The organism is Streptomyces sp. NPDC019531 (genome assembly GCF_044903305.1).
Taxonomy (GTDB): domain Bacteria; phylum Actinomycetota; class Actinomycetes; order Streptomycetales; family Streptomycetaceae; genus Streptomyces.
Genome location: NZ_JBJDQL010000025.1, coordinates 53,854 through 75,602 on the forward strand (window position 1 = coordinate 53,854; position 21,749 = coordinate 75,602).

21 protein-coding genes and 1 pseudogene are annotated in these 21,749 nt (G+C 71.2%); 10 read left to right on the top strand and 12 right to left on the bottom strand.

Annotation, left to right across the window (positions count from 1 at the left end; all coding sequences use genetic code 11):
* Nucleotides 1–83: 83 nt before the first annotated feature.
* Nucleotides 84–956: a Bax inhibitor-1/YccA family protein gene (locus ACI2L1_RS26395; RefSeq protein WP_404741842.1), complete on the top strand. Its 873-nt coding sequence runs from the start codon at nt 84–86 to the stop codon at nt 954–956.
* Between the two features lie 89 nt (nt 957–1,045).
* Here the strand turns inward: ACI2L1_RS26395 and ACI2L1_RS26400 are convergent, their stop codons facing one another.
* A complete protein-coding gene (locus ACI2L1_RS26400) occupies nt 1,046–1,276 on the bottom strand; it encodes a DUF4287 domain-containing protein (protein WP_020137875.1) in 231 nt (76 codons plus the stop codon).
* A 102-nt stretch (nt 1,277–1,378) separates the two neighbouring features.
* Here ACI2L1_RS26400 and ACI2L1_RS26405 point away from each other — a divergent pair, with 102 nt between their 5' ends.
* The gene (locus tag ACI2L1_RS26405) at nt 1,379–1,690 is read left to right on the top strand and encodes a hypothetical protein (RefSeq protein ID WP_404741843.1); all 312 of its coding nucleotides are present in this window, start codon (nt 1,379–1,381) and stop codon (nt 1,688–1,690) included.
* Between the two features lie 96 nt (nt 1,691–1,786).
* Here ACI2L1_RS26405 and ACI2L1_RS26410 read toward each other — a convergent pair whose 3' ends face one another.
* The 3 genes from ACI2L1_RS26410 to ACI2L1_RS26420 all read right to left on the bottom strand — a co-directional run bounded on the left by ACI2L1_RS26410 (nt 1,787) and on the right by ACI2L1_RS26420 (nt 5,538).
* Entirely contained in the window at nt 1,787–2,569 is a 783-nt protein-coding gene (locus ACI2L1_RS26410) for a hypothetical protein (RefSeq protein WP_404741904.1), read from the bottom strand.
* A 277-nt stretch (nt 2,570–2,846) separates the two neighbouring features.
* The gene (locus ACI2L1_RS26415; protein WP_404741844.1) at nt 2,847–4,067 is read right to left on the bottom strand and encodes an acetyl-CoA C-acetyltransferase; all 1,221 of its coding nucleotides are present in this window, start codon (nt 4,065–4,067) and stop codon (nt 2,847–2,849) included.
* Between the two features lie 442 nt (nt 4,068–4,509).
* Nucleotides 4,510–5,538 (bottom strand): SGNH/GDSL hydrolase family protein, encoded by a 1,029-nt coding sequence (locus tag ACI2L1_RS26420; RefSeq protein WP_404741845.1) that lies wholly within the window; start codon nt 5,536–5,538, stop codon nt 4,510–4,512.
* A gap of 161 nt (nt 5,539–5,699) precedes the next feature.
* Between ACI2L1_RS26420 and ACI2L1_RS26425 the strand changes: the two genes are divergently transcribed.
* Nucleotides 5,700–7,088 carry a cystathionine beta-synthase gene (locus ACI2L1_RS26425; protein WP_404741846.1) on the top strand — a complete coding sequence of 463 codons (1,389 nt, stop codon included), beginning with the start codon at nt 5,700–5,702 and terminating at the stop codon, nt 7,086–7,088.
* Nucleotides 7,089–7,433: 345 nt separating this feature from the next.
* Here the strand turns inward: ACI2L1_RS26425 and ACI2L1_RS26430 are convergent, their stop codons facing one another.
* Both ACI2L1_RS26430 and ACI2L1_RS26435 read right to left on the bottom strand, forming a co-directional pair.
* Nucleotides 7,434–7,802, bottom strand: coding sequence for a hypothetical protein (locus ACI2L1_RS26430; RefSeq protein WP_404741847.1), 369 nt, complete (start codon nt 7,800–7,802; stop codon nt 7,434–7,436).
* Nucleotides 7,803–8,071: 269 nt separating this feature from the next.
* Nucleotides 8,072–8,512 carry a hypothetical protein gene (locus ACI2L1_RS26435; protein WP_404741848.1) on the bottom strand — a complete coding sequence of 147 codons (441 nt, stop codon included), beginning with the start codon at nt 8,510–8,512 and terminating at the stop codon, nt 8,072–8,074.
* Nucleotides 8,513–8,960: 448 nt separating this feature from the next.
* On the opposite strand from ACI2L1_RS26435, the pseudogene ACI2L1_RS26440 reads away from it, so the two are divergent.
* The 3 genes and pseudogenes from ACI2L1_RS26440 to ACI2L1_RS26450 all read left to right on the top strand — a co-directional run.
* Nucleotides 8,961–9,239: pseudogene (locus ACI2L1_RS26440) on the top strand (aromatic amino acid lyase); the annotation flags it as partial.
* 98 nt (nt 9,240–9,337) lie between these two features.
* A complete protein-coding gene (locus ACI2L1_RS26445) occupies nt 9,338–10,189 on the top strand; it encodes a MurR/RpiR family transcriptional regulator (RefSeq protein WP_404741849.1) in 852 nt (283 codons plus the stop codon).
* 138 nt (nt 10,190–10,327) lie between these two features.
* Nucleotides 10,328–10,882 (top strand): hypothetical protein, encoded by a 555-nt coding sequence (locus tag ACI2L1_RS26450; protein WP_404741905.1) that lies wholly within the window; start codon nt 10,328–10,330, stop codon nt 10,880–10,882.
* Between the two features lie 25 nt (nt 10,883–10,907).
* Here ACI2L1_RS26450 and ACI2L1_RS26455 read toward each other — a convergent pair whose 3' ends face one another.
* From ACI2L1_RS26455 to ACI2L1_RS26475, 5 genes are all read right to left on the bottom strand, one after another.
* Entirely contained in the window at nt 10,908–11,282 is a 375-nt protein-coding gene (locus tag ACI2L1_RS26455) for a hypothetical protein (protein WP_053852631.1), read from the bottom strand.
* Nucleotides 11,283–11,303: 21 nt separating this feature from the next.
* Complete coding sequence (locus ACI2L1_RS26460; RefSeq protein WP_404741850.1) at nt 11,304–11,825, bottom strand: roadblock/LC7 domain-containing protein; 522 nt, start codon at nt 11,823–11,825, stop codon at nt 11,304–11,306.
* A 34-nt stretch (nt 11,826–11,859) separates the two neighbouring features.
* The gene (locus ACI2L1_RS26465) at nt 11,860–12,900 is read right to left on the bottom strand and encodes a hypothetical protein (RefSeq protein WP_404741851.1); all 1,041 of its coding nucleotides are present in this window, start codon (nt 12,898–12,900) and stop codon (nt 11,860–11,862) included.
* Entirely contained in the window at nt 12,897–13,313 is a 417-nt protein-coding gene (locus tag ACI2L1_RS26470; RefSeq protein WP_404741852.1) for a hypothetical protein, read from the bottom strand. The genes ACI2L1_RS26465 and ACI2L1_RS26470 overlap by 4 nt, the downstream gene beginning before the upstream one ends.
* 170 nt (nt 13,314–13,483) lie before the next feature.
* Nucleotides 13,484–14,890 carry a diaminopimelate decarboxylase gene (locus ACI2L1_RS26475; RefSeq protein WP_404741853.1) on the bottom strand — a complete coding sequence of 469 codons (1,407 nt, stop codon included), beginning with the start codon at nt 14,888–14,890 and terminating at the stop codon, nt 13,484–13,486.
* 161 nt (nt 14,891–15,051) lie between these two features.
* Here ACI2L1_RS26475 and hutU point away from each other — a divergent pair, with 161 nt between their 5' ends.
* From hutU to hutI, 4 genes are all read left to right on the top strand, one after another.
* Nucleotides 15,052–16,716 (top strand): urocanate hydratase, encoded by a 1,665-nt coding sequence (hutU, locus tag ACI2L1_RS26480; protein ID WP_404741854.1) that lies wholly within the window; start codon nt 15,052–15,054, stop codon nt 16,714–16,716.
* 83 nt (nt 16,717–16,799) lie between these two features.
* On the top strand, nt 16,800–18,002 hold the full coding sequence (locus tag ACI2L1_RS26485; RefSeq protein WP_404741906.1) for an allantoate amidohydrolase: 1,203 nt from the start codon (nt 16,800–16,802) through the stop codon (nt 18,000–18,002).
* Nucleotides 17,999–19,336, top strand: coding sequence for a formimidoylglutamate deiminase (locus ACI2L1_RS26490; RefSeq protein ID WP_404741855.1), 1,338 nt, complete (start codon nt 17,999–18,001; stop codon nt 19,334–19,336). Before ACI2L1_RS26485 ends, ACI2L1_RS26490 begins: the two co-directional genes overlap by 4 nt.
* Complete coding sequence (gene hutI / locus ACI2L1_RS26495; protein ID WP_404741856.1) at nt 19,333–20,610, top strand: imidazolonepropionase; 1,278 nt, start codon at nt 19,333–19,335, stop codon at nt 20,608–20,610. The genes ACI2L1_RS26490 and hutI overlap by 4 nt, the downstream gene beginning before the upstream one ends.
* Nucleotides 20,611–20,691: 81 nt before the next feature.
* On the opposite strand, the gene ACI2L1_RS26500 is transcribed toward hutI, so the two are convergent.
* Nucleotides 20,692–21,594, bottom strand: coding sequence for an RNA polymerase sigma factor SigF (locus tag ACI2L1_RS26500; RefSeq protein ID WP_404741857.1), 903 nt, complete (start codon nt 21,592–21,594; stop codon nt 20,692–20,694).
* Nucleotides 21,595–21,749 lie beyond the last annotated feature (155 nt).

Sequence of the window (21,749 nt, forward strand, 5' to 3'; positions counted from 1 at the left end):
CCTCCCCAAGCACTAGGGTCATTCCTTTGCCTACCCATTACTCTTGAGGCAAGGCCCACACACCGTGGCCATGAAGGAGTGAAATGAGGAGCAGCAACCCGGTCTTCTCGCGACGGGGGTTCAGCCGCGACAACGGCTACGCGGGCTTCAACACCGCGCCGCAGGCCGGGGCCGCAGCCGTAGGCACGCAGGGCGGCAACCCGTACGCGACCAACCCCTACGCCCAGCAGGACCTTCAGCAGGGTGCGCCGCCGCAGGCGCCGGTCACCACCGGCCGGATGACGATGGACGACGTCGTCCTGCGCACCGGCACCACGCTCGGCGTTCTGATCGTCACGGCCGCGCTCGCCTGGGCCCTGCTGCCCGTCGACGACGCCAACATCGGCCGCTCGTACGGCATCGGCATCGGCGCCGCGGTCATCGGCATGGTCCTGGCCCTCATCCAGTCCTTCAAGCGCACGGCCACGCCCGCGCTGATCGTGTCGTACGCCGCGTTCGAGGGCGTGTTCCTCGGCGTCATCTCCAGCATCGTCGACAACCGTATCGCCAGCGGTGCGGCCATGCAGGCCGTGATCGGCACGCTGGCGGTCTTCGCCGCCGTACTCGTGGCGTACAAGGCCGGCTGGATCCGCGTGAACCGGCGGTTCTACGGCTTCGTCATGGCGGCCACGCTCGGCTTCGTCCTGCTGATGGTGGTCAACATGCTGTTCGCCGTCTTCGGCGGCGGTGACGGCCTCGGCTTCCGCAGTGGCGGCCTCGGCATTTTGTTCGGCATCATCGGCGTCCTGCTCGGCGCGTGCTTCCTGGCCCTCGACTTCAAGCAGGTCGAGGACGGCATCGCCTACGGCGCCCCGCGCGAGGAGGCGTGGCTGGCCGCGTTCGGTCTCACGCTGACGCTGGTGTGGATCTACATGGAGTTCCTGCGACTCATCGCGATCCTCAACAGCAACGACTAGCCTCCGACGGTCGTACGGCGAAGGGCCCCGGGCCACGCGGCGGTAGCCGCATATGTGAGCGCCCTGGGGCCCTTCGGCATGTGCGCGGCTTAGAAGTACCTGCGCGCGGCCCTCCTCAGGTCGTACTCGTGGATGATCGCCTTCGCGTGGCCGTACGCGAGGTTGTGTTCGTGGCGGAGCCAGCTGACCTTTTCCTCGAAGCGGAAGAGGGCCGGGCCTTCGTCGACGGTGCGGAGCCAGTCGGACACTTCACGACCGGTGCAGTGGGGGATGCGGGCGAGCATGTTGCGGTGGGTCTCCTCGGAGAAGACTTGGGACATCGGCGCCTCCGTGCGCATGGGATGTAAGCCGGTCCTTCAGGTCACCGTGCCTGAGCGTTCGCGTGTTGGCAACAGTCCCGGTGGGACGCGTACGGTTGCGGCGTGGCTGATACTTCGCGTCTGACCCGGGCCGTGGACCACTTCGCCGACCGTTTGCGGGCGGCACCGCAGTCCCGACTGCAGCGGGGCGCTGCCGCTGAGGCTTTGCAGTTGGCCAGGGAACTGGCGCGTAGGGCGCAGGTCATCGAGTCGCCGGAGGCGGAGCCTCGGATGATGCCCGACGCCGGGATGTTTGCCGCCGCCGACCAAGTCACCGTTGCCGTGCATGACTTGGCCCTCGTGCTTACGGACGAGGGCCAGGTTTCTGAGGCTGTGCAGTTGGTGGAGGAGGCGCAGAAGCGGGCGGGGGTCTGAGGTGCGTCGGCGACTGCGGGCGCGTTGTGGCTGTTCGTGCCCACGCGGCGGAGCCGCATATCGGAACAGTCCCGCGCCCCTTTTCGCCTACGGCGTCTAAAGGCTCGCTATGACCCTGTCCGCCAGGATGTAGACGTTCTCCTCGCCGCACGCGAACGTCAACGTGTACGCGCCCGAGATGCCCGAGCCGCCCAGCAGGACCGGCGTCTCGCCCGCCCGGAGGGCCGCGGAGAGGCGTTCCGCCGTTTCCCGGTGGCCCGGGGTCATGCAGAGGGTCGTGCCGTCGGTGAAGACGTAGACGTCCAGCGTGCCGAGGGGGCCCGGGCGGACGTCGGCCAGTTCGGTGCCGGATGCGGCCAGTTCCTCCAGGGTGGCCACCGTGCGTTCGTGGTCGTTCACCATCGGTGAGGCGACCGGCACGAAGTCCGGGTGGGAGGGGTGGCGGCGGCGGGCCGCGGCCAGTTCGGGGCTGTCGCCGGCGAACTCATCGGTGTCCGCGGCCGGCTCCGTCACCGGCTCCAGCGGCTCAAGGCCCACGAAGTCGGCCTGCCGGGGCAGGAACAGCTCGCTGTCGGGGAGGCCGAGGAGCGAGGACGCGTCGGGGGCGTCTCGGGACTCCTGGGCGGCCCAGAACGCCCGCGCCTCGGCGAGTTCGCGCTCACGCTCCTCGGCGAGGGCCTCGGCCACGGCGGCGCGTATCTCGTCGACGTCGGCGGCGGGGCGGGCGGCCGGTACGCGACCCCGTACAGGTGCGGTGTTGTTCCTGGCGAGCTCGGTGTGCAGGGCGGCGACCTGTCGGCGCAGCACCATGAGGGTGCGCAGGACGGCGACGCCCACGGCGCCCGTGGCGGCCGTGGTGACCAACAAGGCGATCGGCATGGCGCTCACTGACGTACTCCCGGTTCAAAGTCGACCCCCGACTTCCTACATCAGCTTGAAGGGCGGACTATCCAGCTGTCAGTGCGTAACGTCACGAAACGGACAGGACTTTGGGCCCGGGGTTTAGTAGGGGAAGGGCGTGACCTGCGGAAATTCCGCCGCGAGGGATTTATGTCACATCCTGAGTGAGATTGGATCACAAATCGGCCCAGAACCTTGGAGTTTCCTCGGTTCTGGGCCAAAGGGTAGCGCTGGGTCTTTGCGTGGATACGGTCCGTCAGCTCAGGCGCTCGATGACCATCGCCATGCCCTGGCCGCCGCCCACGCACATCGTCTCCAGACCGAACTGCTTGTCGTGGAACTGGAGGGAGTTGATGAGCGTGCCGGTGATGCGGGCGCCCGTCATGCCGAAGGGGTGGCCCACGGCGATCGCGCCGCCGTTGACGTTCAGCTTCTCCAGCGGGATGTTCAGGTCGCGGTAGGAGGGGATCACCTGGGCGGCGAACGCCTCGTTGATCTCGACCAGGTCGATGTCGTCGATGGTGAGGCCGGCGCGGCGCAGGGCCTGGTTGCTCGCGTCGACCGGACCGAGGCCCATGATCTCGGGGGAGAGGCCGGAGACACCGGTCGACACGATGCGGGCGAGCGGGGTGAGGCCGAGCTCGCGGGCCTTGGTGTCGGACATGATCACGACTGCGGCGGCGCCGTCGTTGAGGGGGCAGCAGTTGCCGGCCGTGACGAGGCCGTCGGGGCGGAAGACCGGCTTCAGGCCGCCGACCGCCTCCAGGGTGACGCCGGCGCGCGGACCGTCGTCCTTGCTGACCACCGTGCCGTCGGGCAGCGTGACCGGGGTGATCTCGCGCTCCCAGAAGCCGTTCTTGATGGCCTCCTCGGCGAGGTTCTGCGAGCGGACGCCGAACTCGTCCATGTCCTCGCGGGTGACGCCCTTGGTGCGGGCCAGGTTCTCGGCGGTCTGGCCCATCGCGATGTACGGGTCGGGGAGCAGGCCGTCCTCGCGCGGGTCGTGCCAGGTCGTGCCCTCCTGGGCGGCGGTCGCGGCGGTGCGGGCCTGGGCCTCGGCGAAGATCGGGTTCGTGGTGTCCGGGAGGCCGTCCGAGCTGCCCTTGGCGTAGCGGGAGACCATCTCGACACCGGCCGAGATGAAGACGTCGCCCTCGCCGGCCTTGATGGCGTGCAGGGCCATGCGGCTCGTCTGCAGCGAGGAGGAGCAGTAACGGGTGATCGTGCAGCCCGGCAGGTGGTCCATGCCCATCTGCACGGCGACGATCCGGCCCAGGTTGTAGCCCTGCTCGCCGCCGGGGAGGCCGCAGCCGAGCATCAGGTCGTCGATGTCGCGCGGGTCGAGCTCGGGGACCTTGGCGAGGGCGGCCTGGATGATCGTGGCGGTGAGGTCGTCCGGGCGCAGGTCCTTGAGCGAGCCCTTGACGGCGCGGCCGATGGGGGAGCGGGCGGTCGAGACGATCACGGCTTCGGGCATCACGGCTCCATTGGCGTTACGGGGGTTCACGCGGGCTGCTTGGGAAGTTACCCGTACGTATGGCCTGGGTCACGGGGGCGACGGTGTGACCTTTGTCTAAGCGCTTGCTTTTCTCGCCCCCGCCGCCCCTACCCGTCCCATCCTCCAGGGTCTGCCGCCCCTTCGCCCCCCGCTCCCAGGGGGCTCCGCCCCCTGAACCCCCGCTCCTCAAACGCCGGAGGGGCTGGATGTTGTGACCCTCGCTCCTCAAGTGCCGGAGGGGCTGGATGTTGTGACCCTCGCTCTTCAAGTGCCGGAGGGGCTGGATGTTGTGACCCTCGCTCTTCAAGTGCCGGAGGGGCTGGATGTTGTGACCCTCGCTCTTCAAGTGCCGGAAGGGCTGGATGTTGTGACCCTCGCTCCTTGAAAGCCGGAGGGGCCGGACGTTGTGGCGCCCGGAATCTCAGACCTCGGACGGGCTGGTGGGAGATGGCTCTGTCTCCCTCACCCGCCGCCTGCGCCTGCGCTTCAGCAGGGCCCAGGGGCCCTTCGGGCCTGTCGGCATCGCGGCCGCGACCTCCGTGCCGGGCTCCGAGGCCGCCTCCGCCGCTGCCCGGGCCACCGGCAGGAAGCCCTCGCGGCGGGAGACGTCCGGGCGGTCCTCGTCGGCCGGCCAGAGGCTCAGGGCCGCGCAGACCGTGGGCAGGACCGCCATGGCCGCCGTCGCGTAGCCCTCCGCGGAGGGGTGGTAGTTGTCGGGGCCGAACAGTTCGCGGGGGTTCGCCTCGAACTCCGGGCCCAGCAGGTCGCCCAGGGACACCGTACGGCCGCCCTGCTCGACCGCGCCGATCGTCTGGGCCGCCGCCAGTTGCCGGGAGGCTCTGCGGGCCAGCCACCGCAGCGGCTGCTGGACCGGCTCGATGGTGCCCAGGTCGGGGCAGGTCCCGACGACGACCTCGGCACCGGCCGTGCGCAGCCGTCGTACCGCCGAGGAGAGGTGACGGACCGAGCGGGTCGCCGGCATCCGGTGGGTGACGTCGTTCGCGCCGATCATGATCACGCAGATGTCGGGCACCCGGCCGGGGTCCGACAGGGCCAGCGAGACCTGACGGTCCAGGTCGTCCGAGGTGGCCCCGGGGAGGGCGACGTTACGGAACTCCACCGGGCGTTCCGCCACCGCCGCCAGACCCGAGGCCAGCAGGGCGCCCGGCGTCTGGGCCGCCCGGTGCACGCCCTGGCCCGCGGCCGTGGAGTCGCCCAGCATCACCATGCGCAGGGGAGGTTCGCCGGGCGCCGAGTAGGCGTGGCCGTACCGGCCCCCGGCCTGGGGGACATGCGGTGTCGAGCCGTTGCCCACCTGCCGTTTGGCCAGCCGCACCTCCGCCAGCAGCAGACCCATGGCCGCCGCGCCGACCAGACCGATCCCGCCACCGCCGTACGCTGCGCCGGCCGCGATCCGCCGGGCCACCCTCGCCCTCGACATGCTCGTCATACGTCGCCGCCACCTCCGTCGTACTGGCTACACACACTCCTTGCCCCGCACCGACCGTGGCCCAATCCCAACGGGGAGTGAACGGCCGTCATGGCGCCCGATCAGGCCATAGGCTGGCGGAACCACCACGACCATTTCTTTTGCAGCATCCGGAGACAACGGTGCAATTCCACGACTCGATGATCAGCCTCGTCGGCAACACCCCGCTGGTGAGGCTCAACAGCGTGACCAAGGGCATCAGGGCGACCGTCCTGGCCAAGGTGGAGTACTTCAACCCCGGCGGCTCCGTGAAGGACCGCATCGCGCTGCGCATGATCGAGGCGGCGGAGGAGAGCGGCGCGCTGAAGCCCGGGGGCACCATCGTCGAGCCGACCAGCGGCAACACCGGGGTCGGGCTCGCCATCGTGGCGCAGCAGAAGGGGTACAAGTGCATCTTCGTGTGCCCCGACAAGGTGAGCACCGACAAGATCAACGTACTTCGGGCGTACGGCGCCGAGGTCGTCGTCTGCCCGACCGCCGTCGATCCCGAGCACCCGGACTCCTACTACAACGTCTCCGACCGGCTGGTCCGGGAGACGCCCGGCGCGTGGAAGCCCGACCAGTACTCCAACCCCAACAACCCGCTCTCCCACTACCACTCCACGGGCCCCGAGCTGTGGGAGCAGACGGAGGGGCGGATCACCCACTTCGTGGCGGGTGTCGGCACCGGCGGCACCATCTCCGGCACCGGGCGCTATCTGAAGGACGCCAGCGACGGCAAGGTGCAGGTCATCGGCGCCGACCCCGAGGGGTCCGTGTACTCCGGCGGGTCCGGGCGGCCGTATCTCGTCGAGGGCGTCGGTGAGGACTTCTGGCCGACCGCCTACGACCGGACGGTGGCCGACGAGATCGTCGCGGTCTCGGACAAGGACTCCTTCCAGATGACCCGGCGCCTCGCCAAGGAGGAGGGCCTGCTGGTGGGCGGCTCCTGCGGCATGGCAGTCGTCGCGGCGCTCAGGGTCGCCGAGCGGCTGGACGAGAACGGCGTCGTGGTCGTACTGCTCCCCGACAGCGGGCGCGGCTACCTCTCGAAGATCTTCAATGATGAGTGGATGGCCGACTACGGCTTCCTGGAGGACGAGGGCCCCAGCGCCCGTGTCGCCGACGTCCTCAACGACAAGGTGCACGGCGCCATCCCGTCCCTCGTCCACATGCACCCGGACGAAACCGTCGGCCAGGCCATCGAGGTCCTGCGTGAGTACGGCGTCTCGCAGATGCCGATCGTCAAGCCGGGCGCCGGTCACCCGGACGTGATGGCCGCCGAGGTCGTCGGCTCGGTCGTCGAACGCGAACTGCTCGATGCCCTGTTCGCCCAGCGGGCCTCCCTGGAGGACCCGCTGGAGAAGCACATGTCGCCCCCGCTGCCCCAGGTCGGCTCCGGTGAACCGGTCGGCGACCTGATGCAGGTGCTGGGTTCCGCGGACGCGGCGATCGTCCTCGTCGAGGGCAAGCCCACCGGAGTCATCAGCCGCCAGGACCTGCTGGCCTTCCTCGCCAAGGGCGGGAAGTGACGGCAAACGTGCGGTGAACAGGGCGTGGACGTGGTGAACTTGCGGTTTCCTACCCAAAGGGTGGACTTCGCGGAACTGGTACGAACGCGTCACGTCCACGCAGCACACGCTTAACACGGGTCCGGCACATTAGTGGTTGTCGGCAGGGCGGGAGCGGCTCCCCGCCCCGGCCGGCACCGAACGTCCAAGGACCTCCGGAGCGGCTCCCGGACCTCCAAGGACGCCGGACGTCAGACCTGGCTCGACCCGGTCGACGTCCCTCGCGGGGACCGCCGTCGTCCCGCCCCCCGTCAACGGGGGTGCGGCGGTCCCCGCGCACATTTTTCCTGCGGCCCGCGGCGGTCTTCAGCGGGCGGGGCTCGAAGCCCAACTGGCCGGCGGCGTCAGCCTCGCCGCCGTCTCCGGCCCCGGCTCCGGTGTGCAGACGAGCAGGCCCGCCACCGGGTGCTGGACGCGTTTCACGCCGTAGGCGCACTCCTTGACCTGGTGGTCGGCCCACAGCCGGCCGAAGTCCTCGCTCTTGAGGGAGAGTTCACCGACGAGCGAGGTCAGTGCGCGGTCGTCATGGTGGTGGCCGGCCGGCACCCGCAGAGGGGCGACGCGCTGGGCGGCCACGGTCTGCCACTCCGAGTAGAGGGCACGGGCGCCGGGGTCGAGGAAGACCTGCCGCGGGATGCTGCGGGCCGGGGCCGTCGTACTGCTGTAGCCGAACACCGCGTCGGCCAGGGCATTCCAGGCCGGGACGTCATCCGGCGGTCCAGGACGAAGGCCCGGGTGCGGTCCATGCAGTCCAGCAGAAACCGGACGCCGGGGTTCACCGCTTGCTCGCCCTGTCTGCGGGGGCGGGCCACCGCAGACAGGCGTGCTCGGTCTCGTCCAGCCGCAGGACACGCGTGGCGGTGTCCAGGATCGCGTCCGACACGCTCGGCCCCCGGCCCTGTTCCAGCCGGATGTAGTAGTCGACGGCTGGTGTGAGCGCCCGGTCAGCCTTCCCAGTCGCTGTCCTGGGAGGACGGCCTCGCGCGCCGGCTCCGGAACATTCCCGGGTTGCTCCTCATGGCCTGGAAGGCGTTCACGCCTACGATGCCGGCCCAGGCCACCAGGAGGCCGGGGAGTTCGGCGACTCCGCCGCCGATCGCGGAGAGCGGGATCGCCAGCACCAGGGAGACGATGCCGAAGCCGAAGCGTTCGCCGAAGGAGTCGGTGGGCGTGGGCGAACGGACGCCCCGGGCCGTCACCATCTGCTGCTCGGCGAGCTGCCTGCGCAGTCGGCGGTCCACCGCGCCGTCGATCCGCTGTTCGACCTTCTCCAGGAACGAGTCGACCAGCGCGGACTCGTACTCCTCGCCCAGTTCCCTGCGGGCCTGCAGGGTGGCGTTGAGTTCCTTCTTGAGTTCGGGGTCCCGCGAGTCCATTCCGGTCATGCGCTCCACGGTAAGAAGCCGGGACGCCGGTCGCACTGGGGATAGCCCCCCCTTTTTTTCAGGGCGACCATGCTGCGCAACATCGGCTCGGCACTGGGCGTGCATCGCCGCCCTCACGGCGGTGCTGGCGACCAGGTCGGGCTCCGGGAACGGTGCCTTCTGGGTGCTGACCGTTCTCGTCGCGCTCATCGTGCCGGCCCCGGCGCTGACGGCTCCTCGGGAGCGCACGACAGTGGGCTGAGCGTCGTACGGAGGGGGCCGCGGCCGGGTCTTTCGGCCGCGGCCTCTTCGTCGTCGATGAGTTCGTGGACCGCGTCGAACCGGATCATCAGATGCGCTTGCCCGGCTGTATAGCGTCATGCAGAGTTCTCAGTGTCTGAATAGGCCGTCAATGGTTCGGTTTCGATCCGGGGGATCGGATGTCACGACTGAGGGGAGGTCGGGCTTGATGTCGTCTTGGGCCGTGGACGCGCCGGATCCCGTGTGTGTCCGCCTCGCCGACGGGAGCGCGCGACCGGTGCCCGGCACCGACGCGATGAAGCGGGTCACGGAGTCCTGGGACGCCGCCCGGCAGATCGCCGCGACCGGACGCGTCCACGGCCGCTCGACCGGCGTCGGCGCCAACCGGAACGAGGACGTGCCCACCGAGGCGGCCGCCGAACACGGACTGCGTCTGCTGCGCAGCCACGCCGGCGCGATCGGCGAGGAACTCCCGGCCCGGCAGGTCCTCGACGAGGACCCGGCCGACCGGCCGCGCACAGCCGACGTGACAGCGGCGGCCGCACTGCTGGACCGGTTCAGGGACATCTGGAGGGGGAGCGAGGCATGAGCGACATGGATGGGGCGGACACTCCCGCCGGACGGCTGCAGGCACTGTTCGAGGGGCACCGGCTCACACCGACCCAGCGGCGCATCGCGCACAGCATGGTGCGCCGGGCCGCCGACGTGCCGTTCCTGTCCAGCGTGGAGCTGGCCGAAGTGGCCGGGGTCAGCCAGCCCTCCGTCACCCGCTTCGCCGTCGCCCTCGGCTTCGACGGCTACCCCGCCCTGCGCAGGCACCTGCGCGAGGTCGCGCCCGCCGAGCAGTCGGCCGCCTCGGCGGCGTACAACGAATACCAGCAGGCCGTGGAAGCGGAGATCGAGAACCTCCGGCACCTGGCGGAGGTCCTCGCCGACCCGCGGCCGGTGCGGCGGGCGGGGCAACTCCTTGCCGCCTCCCGCCCCCTGCCGGTGCTCGGGCTGCGAGCCGCCGCCTCCCAGGCGTACGGCTTCGCGTACTTCGCCGCCAAGGTCCATCCGGACGTACGGCTGCTCAACGAGGGCGGCACGATGATCCACGACCGCCTCGACGCCGCCGTCCGCGCGGGCGCCTCGACCCTGCTGTGCTTCGCGCTGCCCCGGCATCCGCGCGAGGTCGTGGACAGCCTCGCCTACGCCAAGGAGGCCGGGCTGACCGTCGTCACGGTCGCCGACTCCGCCTTCGCGCCGGTCGCCAAGGTCTCCGACCTGCTGCTGCCCGCCGCCGTCGGCACGGGCCTCGCCTTCGACACGGCCTGCGCGCCGATGCTGCTCGGCCGGGTCCTCCTGGAGGCGATGTGCGACGACCTTCCGGACGCCCAGGCCCGCCTGGAGGAGTTCGACGCGAAGGCGGCGGCGCGGGGGCTGTTCGTGGAGTAGCCCGGACCTGACCGCTTTTTCAGGCTGGTCTCACCTTGTCCCGCTAGCGTGCCTCGCGGATGCCGCACGGACGCGAGACGGGAGACGGACGTGGCACGCGGAGTTCGCGAGAGTCGCGGAGGAAGAGGACTGGTGCGGGTGGCCGTGGTCGTACGGGCCGGGGCCGCGCCCTTGTGGTGGGCCGGGGTGTTCGCGGCCGGTGTCGGGCTGCTGGTACCGGGTCTCACGGGCCGGCGGATCGGTGCCATGGCCGGAGCGGCGCTGTTCATCGTCGCGGTGGCCGTGGTGTCGTACAGCCGCCGCAAACGGTACACGGCGCTGGGGCGCGCGGCCGCTCGCGCGGGCAAGCACGACGTGCTCCAGGACCGTGCGGTCGGAGTGCGCAACTGGCGCCGCGGGCACCGCTGGTGGTTGCTGCTGGCCTGGCTGGTCGCGCTGGGCTGCAACTTCGCCGTGCCCGTCGCGGGCGGCCTGCTGCTCGCCGGGTGCGGTACGGGCCTGAGGCTCAAGGCCGCCTGGCTCGGGCGGCGTGAGCGGGCCGAGGACGCGCTGCTGTGGGTGCGGGTCGACTGGCTCGCCGCGAACGGCGGACGCCCGGCCGGAAAGACCGTCAAGGCGTACCGCAGCACGGGTATCGCGGCGGGCGACGCGGCCCCGGGTGGGGCGCGCCGCCGCACCGCGGCACTCGTCTAGGACGGGTGGTACGGGTCGTACGGGGTCACACCTCCAGGTCGGCTTCGATCGCCCGCAGCTGATGGCGGGCCATCGCCAGGTTGGAACGCTTGGCGTCCAGGACCAGGTAGAGGAAGAGCCCGTTGCCGCCGCGTCCGCTGATCAGGCGGATCAGGTGGTACTGGTCGGACAGGGTGATCAGGATGTCCTCGATCTGGCCCTTGAGGCCCAGGTGCTCCATCGTGCGCATCTTGGCGCGGACGACGTCGGTGTTGCCGGCGGCGGCCACGTTCAGGTCGAAGCCCTTGCTGCCGCCCATGGTGCCGAGCGCCATGCCGCTGGTGTAGTCGACGAGCGCGACGCCGGTCGCGCCCTCGATGGAGGCGAGGGCCTCCTTCAGTGCGGTTTCGGTGTTGGCCATGACTGTGTCTCCTCGGTTCTGTCAACTTTCGGTGGTGGTACGGGCCACCGTCGGTGCGGTGGCCGTGGCGCGGGTGTCCGCGGGCTTGGCCCGGGACGTGCGGGCCGCTCTTGGACGTGCCGGAGCGGGCTTCGCGGGCGCCTTCGCGGTGGTCTCGGTGTGTTCGGTGGCCGCGCTGTCGACGAGCTCCCCGATCCGGGCACCCGCCCGGCGGCCCTCCAGGTGGAGGCGGCCGACGTTGACGCGGTCCTGGGCGAGCAGCGTGATGACGGCCCCGTTGCCCGCCGCGTACGTGGCGACGTAGCCGTACACGCCCCGCACGAGCAGTTCGCGCAGGTCGCCCTGGCCGGTCTCGTCGGTCAGCTGGGCGGCGAGGGTGCGGGTGGCCCCGGTGAGCGCGGCCACGGTCTCCGGATCGACGCCCGGGGTGTCCTGGGCCAGGACGAGACCGTCGGCGTCGGCCGCGAGGGCACCCGTGAGCTGCGGCACACGGGCTCTGAGCCGACGCAGCTCCTCCAGGATCCCGTCCTGAGCTGCTGACATCAGGTCTCTCCTCTCGGCGCGGATCCGCTGCCGCTCAAAGGGCCTCCAGCGCATCCCTGAGCCTCTTCAGCAACGTGATGTGGGGATCGACGGGCTCCACGGGGGGACCGTCGCCCACCGGTCCGGGCACAGGCTCGGCGAGGGACAGCGGCGGACAGGGCGAGACGACTCCGGCCGCCACCAGCCGCCGTATGTCCACCAGGGTGTGGAAGGCCGGGCGGCCCAGCTCGCGGGCGATGTCCGACGCGGTGCGCACCCCGTCCACCCGGGCCAGCACCGCCTGCCGGCGAACCGGGATCGACGGGGGCGCGATGCGGTGGTCGCGGGTCAGCGGCAGCTCGTCCGGCAGGGCGTCCGGCCAGATGTGGTGCAGCAGGTCGCGGCGGCGCAGCGTCTCGCGTTCCAGGTCGGCGACCGGGACGGGGTACGGGGAGCAGTCAGGGGCGGAGTGCGGGTCGGAGGACGGGGTGCTGGGGCCGGTGAGCGGGTCGTCGGGGGTGCCGCCGTACTCGCCCTCGCTGTGTCCGCCCCCGGGTCCGCCGGCGAGTGCGTTGCTGAGGGCGCTGTCGGGGGTGCCGTCGGGGTCGTCCTCGGAGCCGTAGCGGAAGCGGCCCGGGGTGCTGCTGGGGGCGAGGGCGAAATACGCGGCGTCGTACAGCGCGGTCAGCCGGCACATCTCCAGGGCGCCCGGGGTGAGCAGCCCGTCCGCGACCAGTCGGCGGCCCGCCCGGTGCACGGCCTCCGCGCCGGTGAGACGACGGACACCGGTGCCGGCGCCCCCGGCGCTCGCGACACTCTCGGCCAGGGCCTGCCGCCAGACGTCGGCGTCGAGCGTGCCGTGGGCGGCGAGGAGGACATGGGCGCCGGGGGCGGCCGGGCTCTCGGCGTGCACGACCTTGCCGTCGGCGAGGTGCAGGGTGCCGCGCTCGCGCACCAGGATGCCGGTGGCGCGCTCGGCGGCCAGCCGGGTCAGCATCGGGGAGACACCGCCCCAACCTCGGCCCAGGGCGGCCGCCTTGTCGCGGACCGGCAGCCGGGGTGGCGGGGTGGCGTGGGTGGCCTTCACGGTCGTCATCCGAGTTCCAGCCGTCCCGCCATCTCGCCGAGCCGGATCCGGGCCAGCGCGAGATTGCCCTCCGCGCGGGCCAGCCACAGGTGCAGGAACACGCTGCTGTCGAAGGACGTCGGCACGAACCGCAGCACGTGGTAGCTGTCCCGGTTGCTGAGGATGAGGTCCTCGACCGGCGGGTCCGGCTCGTCACCCGCCGCCCCCGCTTCGCCGGAGTCGGAGCTGTCGGAGGCGAAGGCGCGCTGCTCGGCGGCGAGCCGGGCGAGCTCGGCGGCCTCCGCGGCGGCCGCCTCCTGGTTGCCGCCCGGGGATTCCCCCACGGCTCCCAGGGCCAGCCCGCTCGTCCAGTCGACCAGCGCGGCCCCCCGCGCACCCGGCAGCCGCATGGCTTCCAGCAGGCACTCGTCGATTCCCTGCACCGTGGCTCCCCTCCCGCCTGGGGTTCGGCTGAGTGACGCCGAAACTACGCAACGTGTGCGCGAGGGGTGAGGGATCTGGCATTTTCCGGTGGAACATGCTCGGGGTGGCTAGAGTGGGTCAACTTGCCTTGTTTTACAGGCAAGTTGATCAGCGGCCCCATCGGCGTGTGTCAACGGCTCCCGGGTGCGCGAAGGGTGGTGAGTGCGCCGGCGTGCGCCCCGCCCGACTCGGCCACGATCTCGGGGAGCGTCTGCGGATCCCGCACGGTCGCGAACCGGACGCCTCCCTCCTGGCCGGGCGCGAAGCCGTAGATCCCGGGCCGGGCAAGCGAGTTGTACGCGTAGTGGTGCGCGAAGTAGTACGCGCCCGTGTCCAGCGCCGCCGCGTGGTCGCCCTGCTCAAGGAGCGGCAGCGCGCGCCCCTCGGCCAGCAGGTCGCCCGCGAAACAGGCGGGTCCCGTGACGTCCTGGACCACGTCGGGCCCGCTCTTCGGCCGCCCCTTGCCGTCGTACGCCACGATCCTCAGTGGCCACGACCCCGGCACGTACACCGTCCGCGTCGCCACCTGCACGCCCGCGTGCGTCACCGCGACCGCCCGCCCGCCCGCGCTCTTGGCGTACTCCACCCGCGCCACGATCGTGCCGTGCTTGGCCAGCAGCGACCGCCCGAACTCGGTGACCAGCCCGTACCGTCCGTCGAACAGTCCGGGCACCGCCTCCTTGAGCGCCCGCGCGTACTCCGTGTACGTCGGCGCCGTCACGTCCGAGGCGAAGTTGACCGGCAACCCGCCGCCGATGTCGATCGTGTCGATCTGCGGCCGCCCGATGTACCGGTTGATCTCCTCGGCGAGCGCGAACACCTCCCCGACACCTCGGGCCATCAGAGTGAGCGGGATGCCCTGCGAGCCGGTGTGCGCGTGCAGTCGGGACAGCCAGGGCCGCTCGGCGTAGGCGCGCACGATCCACTCGCGTGCCCCCTCGTCCCGTAGCGCCACCCCGAACTTGGAGGTCGCCGTGGCCGTCGAGGTCGCCCCGATGGAACCGCCGCCGACCTGCGGGTTGACCCGGATGCCGAGCGGGGACCGGCTGGCGGCCGACCGCACCAGGGCGTCGATACGGTCCAGTTCCTGCGGGTTGTCCGCGTTGACGGCGATCCCCAGGGCCAGCGCCTCCCGCAGTTCGGCCGGTGTCTTGGCGGGCGAGTCCAGGACGGTCCGGGCCGGCGGCAGCCCCGCCGCCCGCGCCAGCGCCAGTTCACCCGGGCTCGCCACCTCCGCGCCGATGCCCTCCTCGCGCAGCAGCCGCAGCACCGGCACCAGCGGGGTCGCCTTCACCGCGAACGCGTGCAGCACCGGGGTGCCGGGCGCGGTGACCTCGTCGAAGGCCGCCCGGAGCTCCGCGGCCGACTCCCGGATGCCGGTGACGTCGAGAAGCCCGACGATGGGGGAGTCCGGCCCCAGCAGGCCCCGCTCCACGGCTGCCCGCACCGCCTCGTCCCGGCGGGCGGCCCGTCCCTCGCCGGTGCTGTCGTACTCGTCCACCACGTTCCCCGTCCTGTCCTCGCCCGCTCTTCGCATGTCCAGCGAAACATCCCTGCCGTGCTGAGGCTGACGCGAGAACGTATTGACTAGTTCTATTCAGAAAGTCAGGATGTGAATATCAACGCCAAAACTCGACGGCGAAACTCGACAGCACTACTCGACAGCGATACTCCGCAGCAGTCCCCAGGAGGCAGACCATGTCAGGACCCCGCCCCGTACGAGCGCCGCGCGGTACGGAACTGAGCGCCCTGGGATGGCAGCAGGAAGCCGCCCTGCGGATGCTGCAGAACAACCTCGACCCCGAGGTCGCCGAGCACCCCGACAAGCTCGTCGTCTACGGCGGCACCGGCAAGGCGGCCCGCGACTGGCGCTCCTTCGACGCCATGGTCCGCACACTGCGCACCCTCAAGCAGGACGAGACCATGCTGGTCCAGTCCGGCCGCCCCGTCGGCGTCATGCAGACCCATGAGTGGGCCCCGCGCGTGCTGATCGCCAACTCCAACCTGGTGGGCGACTGGGCGAACTGGGAGGAGTTCCGGCGCCTTGAGCAGCTGGGACTGACCATGTACGGGCAGATGACCGCCGGTTCCTGGATCTACATCGGCACCCAGGGCATCCTCCAGGGCACCTACGAGACCTTCGCCGCCGTCGCCGCGAAGAAGTTCGGCGGCACCCTCGCGGGGACGATCACGCTCACCGCCGGCCTCGGCGGGATGGGCGGCGCCCAGCCGCTCGCCGTCACCATGAACGACGGTGTCGCGATCTGCGTCGACTGCGACCCGCGTGCGATCGAGCGCCGCATCGAGCACCGGTACCTCGATGTGAGGGCCGACAACCTGGAGCACGCCCTCCGGCTCGCCGTCGAGGCCCGCGACGCCCGCCGCCCGCTCTCCATCGGCCTGCTGGGCAACGCCGCCGAGCTGCTGCCGCGCATGCTTGCCGAGGGCGCACCCGTCGACATCGTCACCGACCAGACCTCCGCGCACGACCCGCTGGCGTATCTGCCGGTGGGCGTGGCCTTCGAGGACATGGCCGACGCGGCCGCCAAGGACCCGGCGGGCTTCACGACCCGCGCCCGTGAGTCGATGGCCCGGCATGTCGAGGCCATGGTCGGCTTCATGGACGCCGGGGCCGAGGTCTTCGACTACGGCAACTCGATTCGCGGCGAGGCCCAACTCGCCGGATACGACCGGGCGTTCGCCTTCCCCGGGTTCGTCCCCGCCTACATCCGGCCGCTGTTCTGCGAGGGCAAGGGGCCCTTCCGGTGGGCCGCGCTGTCGGGTGAGGCCTCCGACATCGCCAAGACCGACAAGGCGATCCTGGAGCTGTTCCCCCAGAACGAGTCCCTCGCGCGGTGGATCAAGCTGGCCGGGGAGCGGGTCCACTTCCAGGGCCTGCCCGCGCGCATCTGCTGGCTGGGCTACGGGGAGCGGGACAAGGCCGGCGAGCGGTTCAACGACATGGTGGCTTCCGGTGAGCTCGCCGCGCCCCTGGCGATCGGGCGGGACCACCTGGACTGCGGGTCGGTGGCGTCGCCCTACCGCGAGACCGAGGCCATGCTGGACGGGTCCGACGCGATCGCCGACTGGCCGCTGCTGAACGCCATGGTGAATGTGGCGTCGGGGGCGTCCTGGGTCTCCCTCCACCACGGTGGGGGCGTGGGGATGGGGCGGTCCATTCACGCGGGGCAGGTTTCCGTGGCCGACGGTACGAAGCTCGCGGGCGAGAAGATCCGGCGGGTGCTGACGAACGATCCGGGCATGGGCGTCATCCGGCACGTCGACGCGGGGTACGACATCGCGGAGTCGGTCGCCGATGAGCGGGACGTGCGGGTGCCGATGCGTGAAGGTGACTCGGCGTGACGGAACGCGGCAACTCTTCGGTGGGGGCGCGGGCTTCGTCGCCGGGCGCGGGTCCGCCGACGGCCGGCAGCTCCTTTCACGAGATGTGGCGCGAGCTGGTGCCCATCGGGCGGCACCCCGACTCCCACGGCTACCGCCGGTTCGCCTGGACCGGGGCCGACGGGGAATGCCGGGCCTGGTTCAAGGAGCAGGCCGAGGGGCGAGGGCTGGCGTACGAGGTCGACCGGAACGGGAACCAGTGGGCCTGGCTCGGGGACCCGGCCGCCGGGGACGCCGTCGTCACCGGGTCGCACCTCGACTCCGTGCCCGATGGCGGCGCCTTCGACGGGCCCCTCGGTGTGGTGTCCTCCTTCGCGGCCCTGGACGAACTCCGGGCCCGGCAGGCCGTGTTGAGCAAGCCCCTCGCCATCGTCAACTTCGGTGACGAGGAGGGTGCCCGGTTCGGGCTCGCCTGTGTCGGATCGCGGCTCACCGCCGGGCAGCTGACCGTCGAGCAGGCGCACCGGCTGACCGACGCGGAGGGGATCACGCTCCCGCGGGCCATGGAGGCCGCCGGACACGACCCCGACGGCATCGGCGCCGACCCGGAGCGGCTCGCCCGCATCGGCGCGTTCGTCGAACTCCACGTCGAGCAGGGCCGAGCCCTCGACCTCAGCGGCGACAGGGTCGGCATCGCCAGTGCCATCTGGCCGCACGGGCGCTGGCGGTTCGACTTCCGGGGCGAGGCCAACCACGCGGGCACCACCCGCCTCGCCGACCGGCGCGACCCCATGCTGTCGTACGCCGAGACGGTCCTCGCCGCCCGCCGGGAGGCCGAACTCGCCGGTGCCGTCGCCACCTTCGGCAAGATCTCCGTCGAGCCGAACGGTGTCAACGCCATCCCCTCCCTGGTGCGCGGCTGGCTCGACTCCCGCGCCGCCGACCAGGCGAGCCTCGACCAGGTGGTCGGCGGTATCGAGAAGGCGGCCAGGGAGTACGCGCACACGCACGGCATCGACCTCGACGTCGTCCGGGAGTCCTTCACCCCCGTGGTCGAGTTCGACCACGCCCTGCGCGACGAACTCGCCCGCATCCTGGGCACCCACACCGATCTCAAGGTGCCCGTCCTGGGTACCGGCGCCGGACACGACGCCGGAATCCTCTCCGGGAGCATCCCGACCGCCATGCTGTTCGTGCGCAACCCCACCGGCGTCTCGCACTCCCCGGCGGAGTCCGCCGCCGAGGACGACTGCGTGGCCGGGGCCCTGGCACTCGCCGACGTACTGGAAGGACTGGCCCGCAGGTGACAGCGAAGACCTACTGGCTGGAGCACGCCTGGCTCGACACCCACGTCGAGCCGGGCGTGGCCATGGCCGTACTGGACGGCCGCATCACCGCCGTCCGCACCGACCTCGACACCCCGCCCCCCGGCGCCGAGATCCTGCGCGGACTGACGCTCCCCGGCCTGGCGAACGCCCACTCGCACGCCTTCCACCGCGCCCTGCGCTCCACCGTCCAGGTCGGCTCCGGGACCTTCTGGACCTGGCGCGAGGTCATGTACTCGTTCGCCGACAAGCTGACCCCGGAGACCTACCACGCGCTCGCCCGCGCGGTGTACGCCGAGATGGCGCTCGCGGGCGTGACGGCGGTCGGCGAGTTCCACTACGTGCACCACGCCCCCGGCGGCACCCGTTACGCCGACCCCAACGCGATGGGCGAGGCCCTCGTCGAGGCCGCCGCCGACGCCGGTATCCGGATCACCCTCCTCGACACCGCCTACCTCTCCTCCGGCTTCGGACAGCCCCCCAACACCCACCAGCTCCGCTTCTCCGACGGGACGGCTCAGCAATGGGCCGAACGCTGTTCAGTTCTCAAGGACCGGGATCACGCGAGGATCGGTGCGGCGATCCACTCCGTACGGGCCGTGCCCGCCGACCAGTTGGCTACCGTGGCGGGCTGGGCCGAGGAGCGGCGGGCCCCGCTCCACGTCCACCTGTCCGAGCAGACCGTCGAGAACGACGCCTGCCGCGAGGCCCACGGGTGCACGCCGACCCGCCTCCTCGCCGAGCACGGAGTCCTCGGACCCCGCACCACCGGCGTCCACAACACCCACCTCACCGACGAGGACATCGCCCTGATCGGCGACAGCGGCACCGGCACCTGCATGTGCCCGACGACCGAACGGGACCTCGCCGACGGCATCGGACCTGCCGTCGCCCTCCAGAAGGCCGGCTCACCGCTCTGTCTCGGCTCCGACAGCCACGCCGTCATCGACCTCCTCGAAGAGGCCCGCGCGATGGAGCTCAACGAGCGCCTGCGCACCCGCACCCGGGGTCACTGGACGGCGGCGGCCCTGCTGCGGGCGGCCTCGGCCGACGGCCACGCGGCCCTCGGCTGGGACGGCGCGGGCACCCTGGAGCCGGGCGCGCTCGCCGACTTCACCACCATCGCCCTCGACTCGGTCAGGACGGCAGGGCCGCTTCCGCGGCTCGGGGCCGAGACGGCCGTATTCGCCGCGTCGGCAGCAGATGTGTCGCACACGGTCGTGGGAGGCCGGCACGTCGTACGGGACGGGGCGCACTCCCTCGTACCGGATGTGCCGAAAGCCCTCGCGGACGCCGTCGCAGCCCTGCGCGGATGAAGCGAGGGAACCCGGGCAGCGAACCCGCCCCCACCGCCGACCAGGCCACCGAGGACGCCATGAGCAACGCGACGACCGTCAGCCCCGCCCACTCCGCGAGCACCGCAAGCACGCTCATCACCAACATCGCCGCCCTGGTCACCAACGACCCCTCCTCCGGTGACGGATCCCCCCTCGGACTGATCCAGGACGCGGCCGTCGTCATCGAGGGCGACCGCGTCGTGTGGACCGGTGATCAAAGCAAAGCACCCGCCACTGACAATCGGGTCGACGCAGGCGGCAGGGCTGTCCTCCCCGGCTTCGTCGACTCCCACAGCCACCTCCTCTTCGCGGGCGACCGCACCCAGGAGTTCAACGCCCGCATGTCAGGCCGCGTCTACAGCGCCGGCGGCATCCGTACGACGGTCGCGGCGACGCGGGCGGCGAGCGACGAGGAACTCGAACGCAACCTCACCCGCTACCTCGCCGAGGCCCTCCGCCAGGGCACGACGACCTTCGAGACCAAGTCCGGCTACGGCCTGACGGTCCAGGACGAGGCGAGGGCCCTGCGGATCGCCGCCGCCCACACGGACGAGGTCACCTATCTCGGCGCCCACATCGTCTCCCCGGACCACGCGGACGACCCGGCCACCTATGTGGCTCTGGTCACCGGCGAGATGCTCGACGCCTGTGCGCCGTACGCCCGTTGGATCGACGTCTTCTGCGAGAAGGGCGCCTTCGACGGCGACCAGGCCCGCGCGATCCTCACCGCCGGCAAGGCGAAGGGCCTGCACCCCCGCATCCACGCCAACCAGCTCTCCCACGGCCCCGGCGTACAACTGGCCGTCGAACTGGACGCCGCCAGCGCCGACCACTGCACCCACCTCACCGACGACGACGTGGACGCCCTCGCCAACAGCAGCACGGTCGCCACGCTCCTCCCCGGCGCCGAGTTCTCCACGCGCGCGCAGTGGCCGAACGCCCGCCGCCTCCTGGACGCCGGTGTGACCGTCGCCCTGTCGACGGACTGCAACCCGGGCTCGTCCTTCACCTCCTCCGTCCCCTTCTGCGTCGCCCTCGCTGTACGGGACATGGGAATGACCCCGGACGAGGCGGTCTGGTCGGCGACGGCGGGCGGCGCGGCCGCCCTCCGCCGCGAGGACATCGGCCGCCTCACCCCCGGTGCCTACGCCGACCTGATCCTGCTGGACGCCCCGAGCCATGTGCACCTGTCCTACCGGCCGGGCGTGCCGCTGGTCAGCGGGGTGTGGCGGCGCGGCACCCGCGTGCTCTGACGGCAGTAGGGGCCGGAGACGCACGGTGCCCGGTGTCCCTCCGGACACCGGGCACACGCGCAGGTCGGTGGTGCCGACGCGTCACTCCTCGACGGTCAGCCCCTTGCGGAGCCGTACCAGAGTGCGCGACAGCAGACGCGAGACATGCATCTGGGAGATTCCGAGCTCGTCGCCGATCTCCGACTGGGTCATGCCCGCCACGAACCTCAGGGAGAGGATCTGGCGGTCCCTGGACGGGAGTTCGGCGATGAGCGGCTTCAGGGACTCGACGTACTCGATGCCTTCGAGCCCGTGGTCCTCGTAGCCGATGCGGTCGGCCAGCGCGCCCTCGGAGTCGTCCTCCTCGGGCTGGGCGTCCAGGGAGGAGGCGGTGTACGCGTTGGACGCGGCCATGCCCTCGACGACCTCTTCCTTCGACAGCCCCAGGCGCTCGGCGAGCTCGCCCGCCGTGGGGGCGCGGTCGAGCTTCTGGGCCAGTTCGTCGCCGGCCTTGGCCAGGTCGAGCCGGAGCTCCTGGAGGCGCCGCGGCACCCGCACCGACCAGGACGTGTCCCGGAAGAAGCGCTTGATCTCGCCCACGATGGTTGGCATCGCGAAGGTGGGGAACTCGACGCCGCGGCTGAGTTCGAAGCGGTCGATCGCCTTGATCAGGCCGATGGTGCCGACCTGGATGATGTCCTCCATCGGCTCACTGCGGGAGCGGAACCGGGAGGCGGCGAACTTGACCAGGGCGAGGTTCAGTTCGACGAGCGTGTTGCGGACGTACGAATACTCGTGCGTGCCCTCCTCCAGCGACTCCAGCCGCGCGAAGAGGGTCTTGGAGAGGGCTCGTGCGTCGACCGGGCCCACCTCTTGGTACGGCGGGATCTCCGGAAGCCCGGCGAGCGCATCGCCTTCGCTGTCCTGCTCGATGGGATCCAGATGTTCCGGGGGGGATGTCGACGTCGCCTCTTGGGTATGCGACGCGTCGAGCCGGGGTGACATGATGTCCTCCATCGTTCTCGGCATATGGCTGCCGAAGCCAGTTCGTGCACTGCGGTGTGCGGCGCCTCCAAAGCCGGCCGTGTCGAGTACGTGTCTCTACTAGCCCTACCCGGTTTCCCGACACGATCGCAAGTGTTTTCTGTGCGGTTATGTCC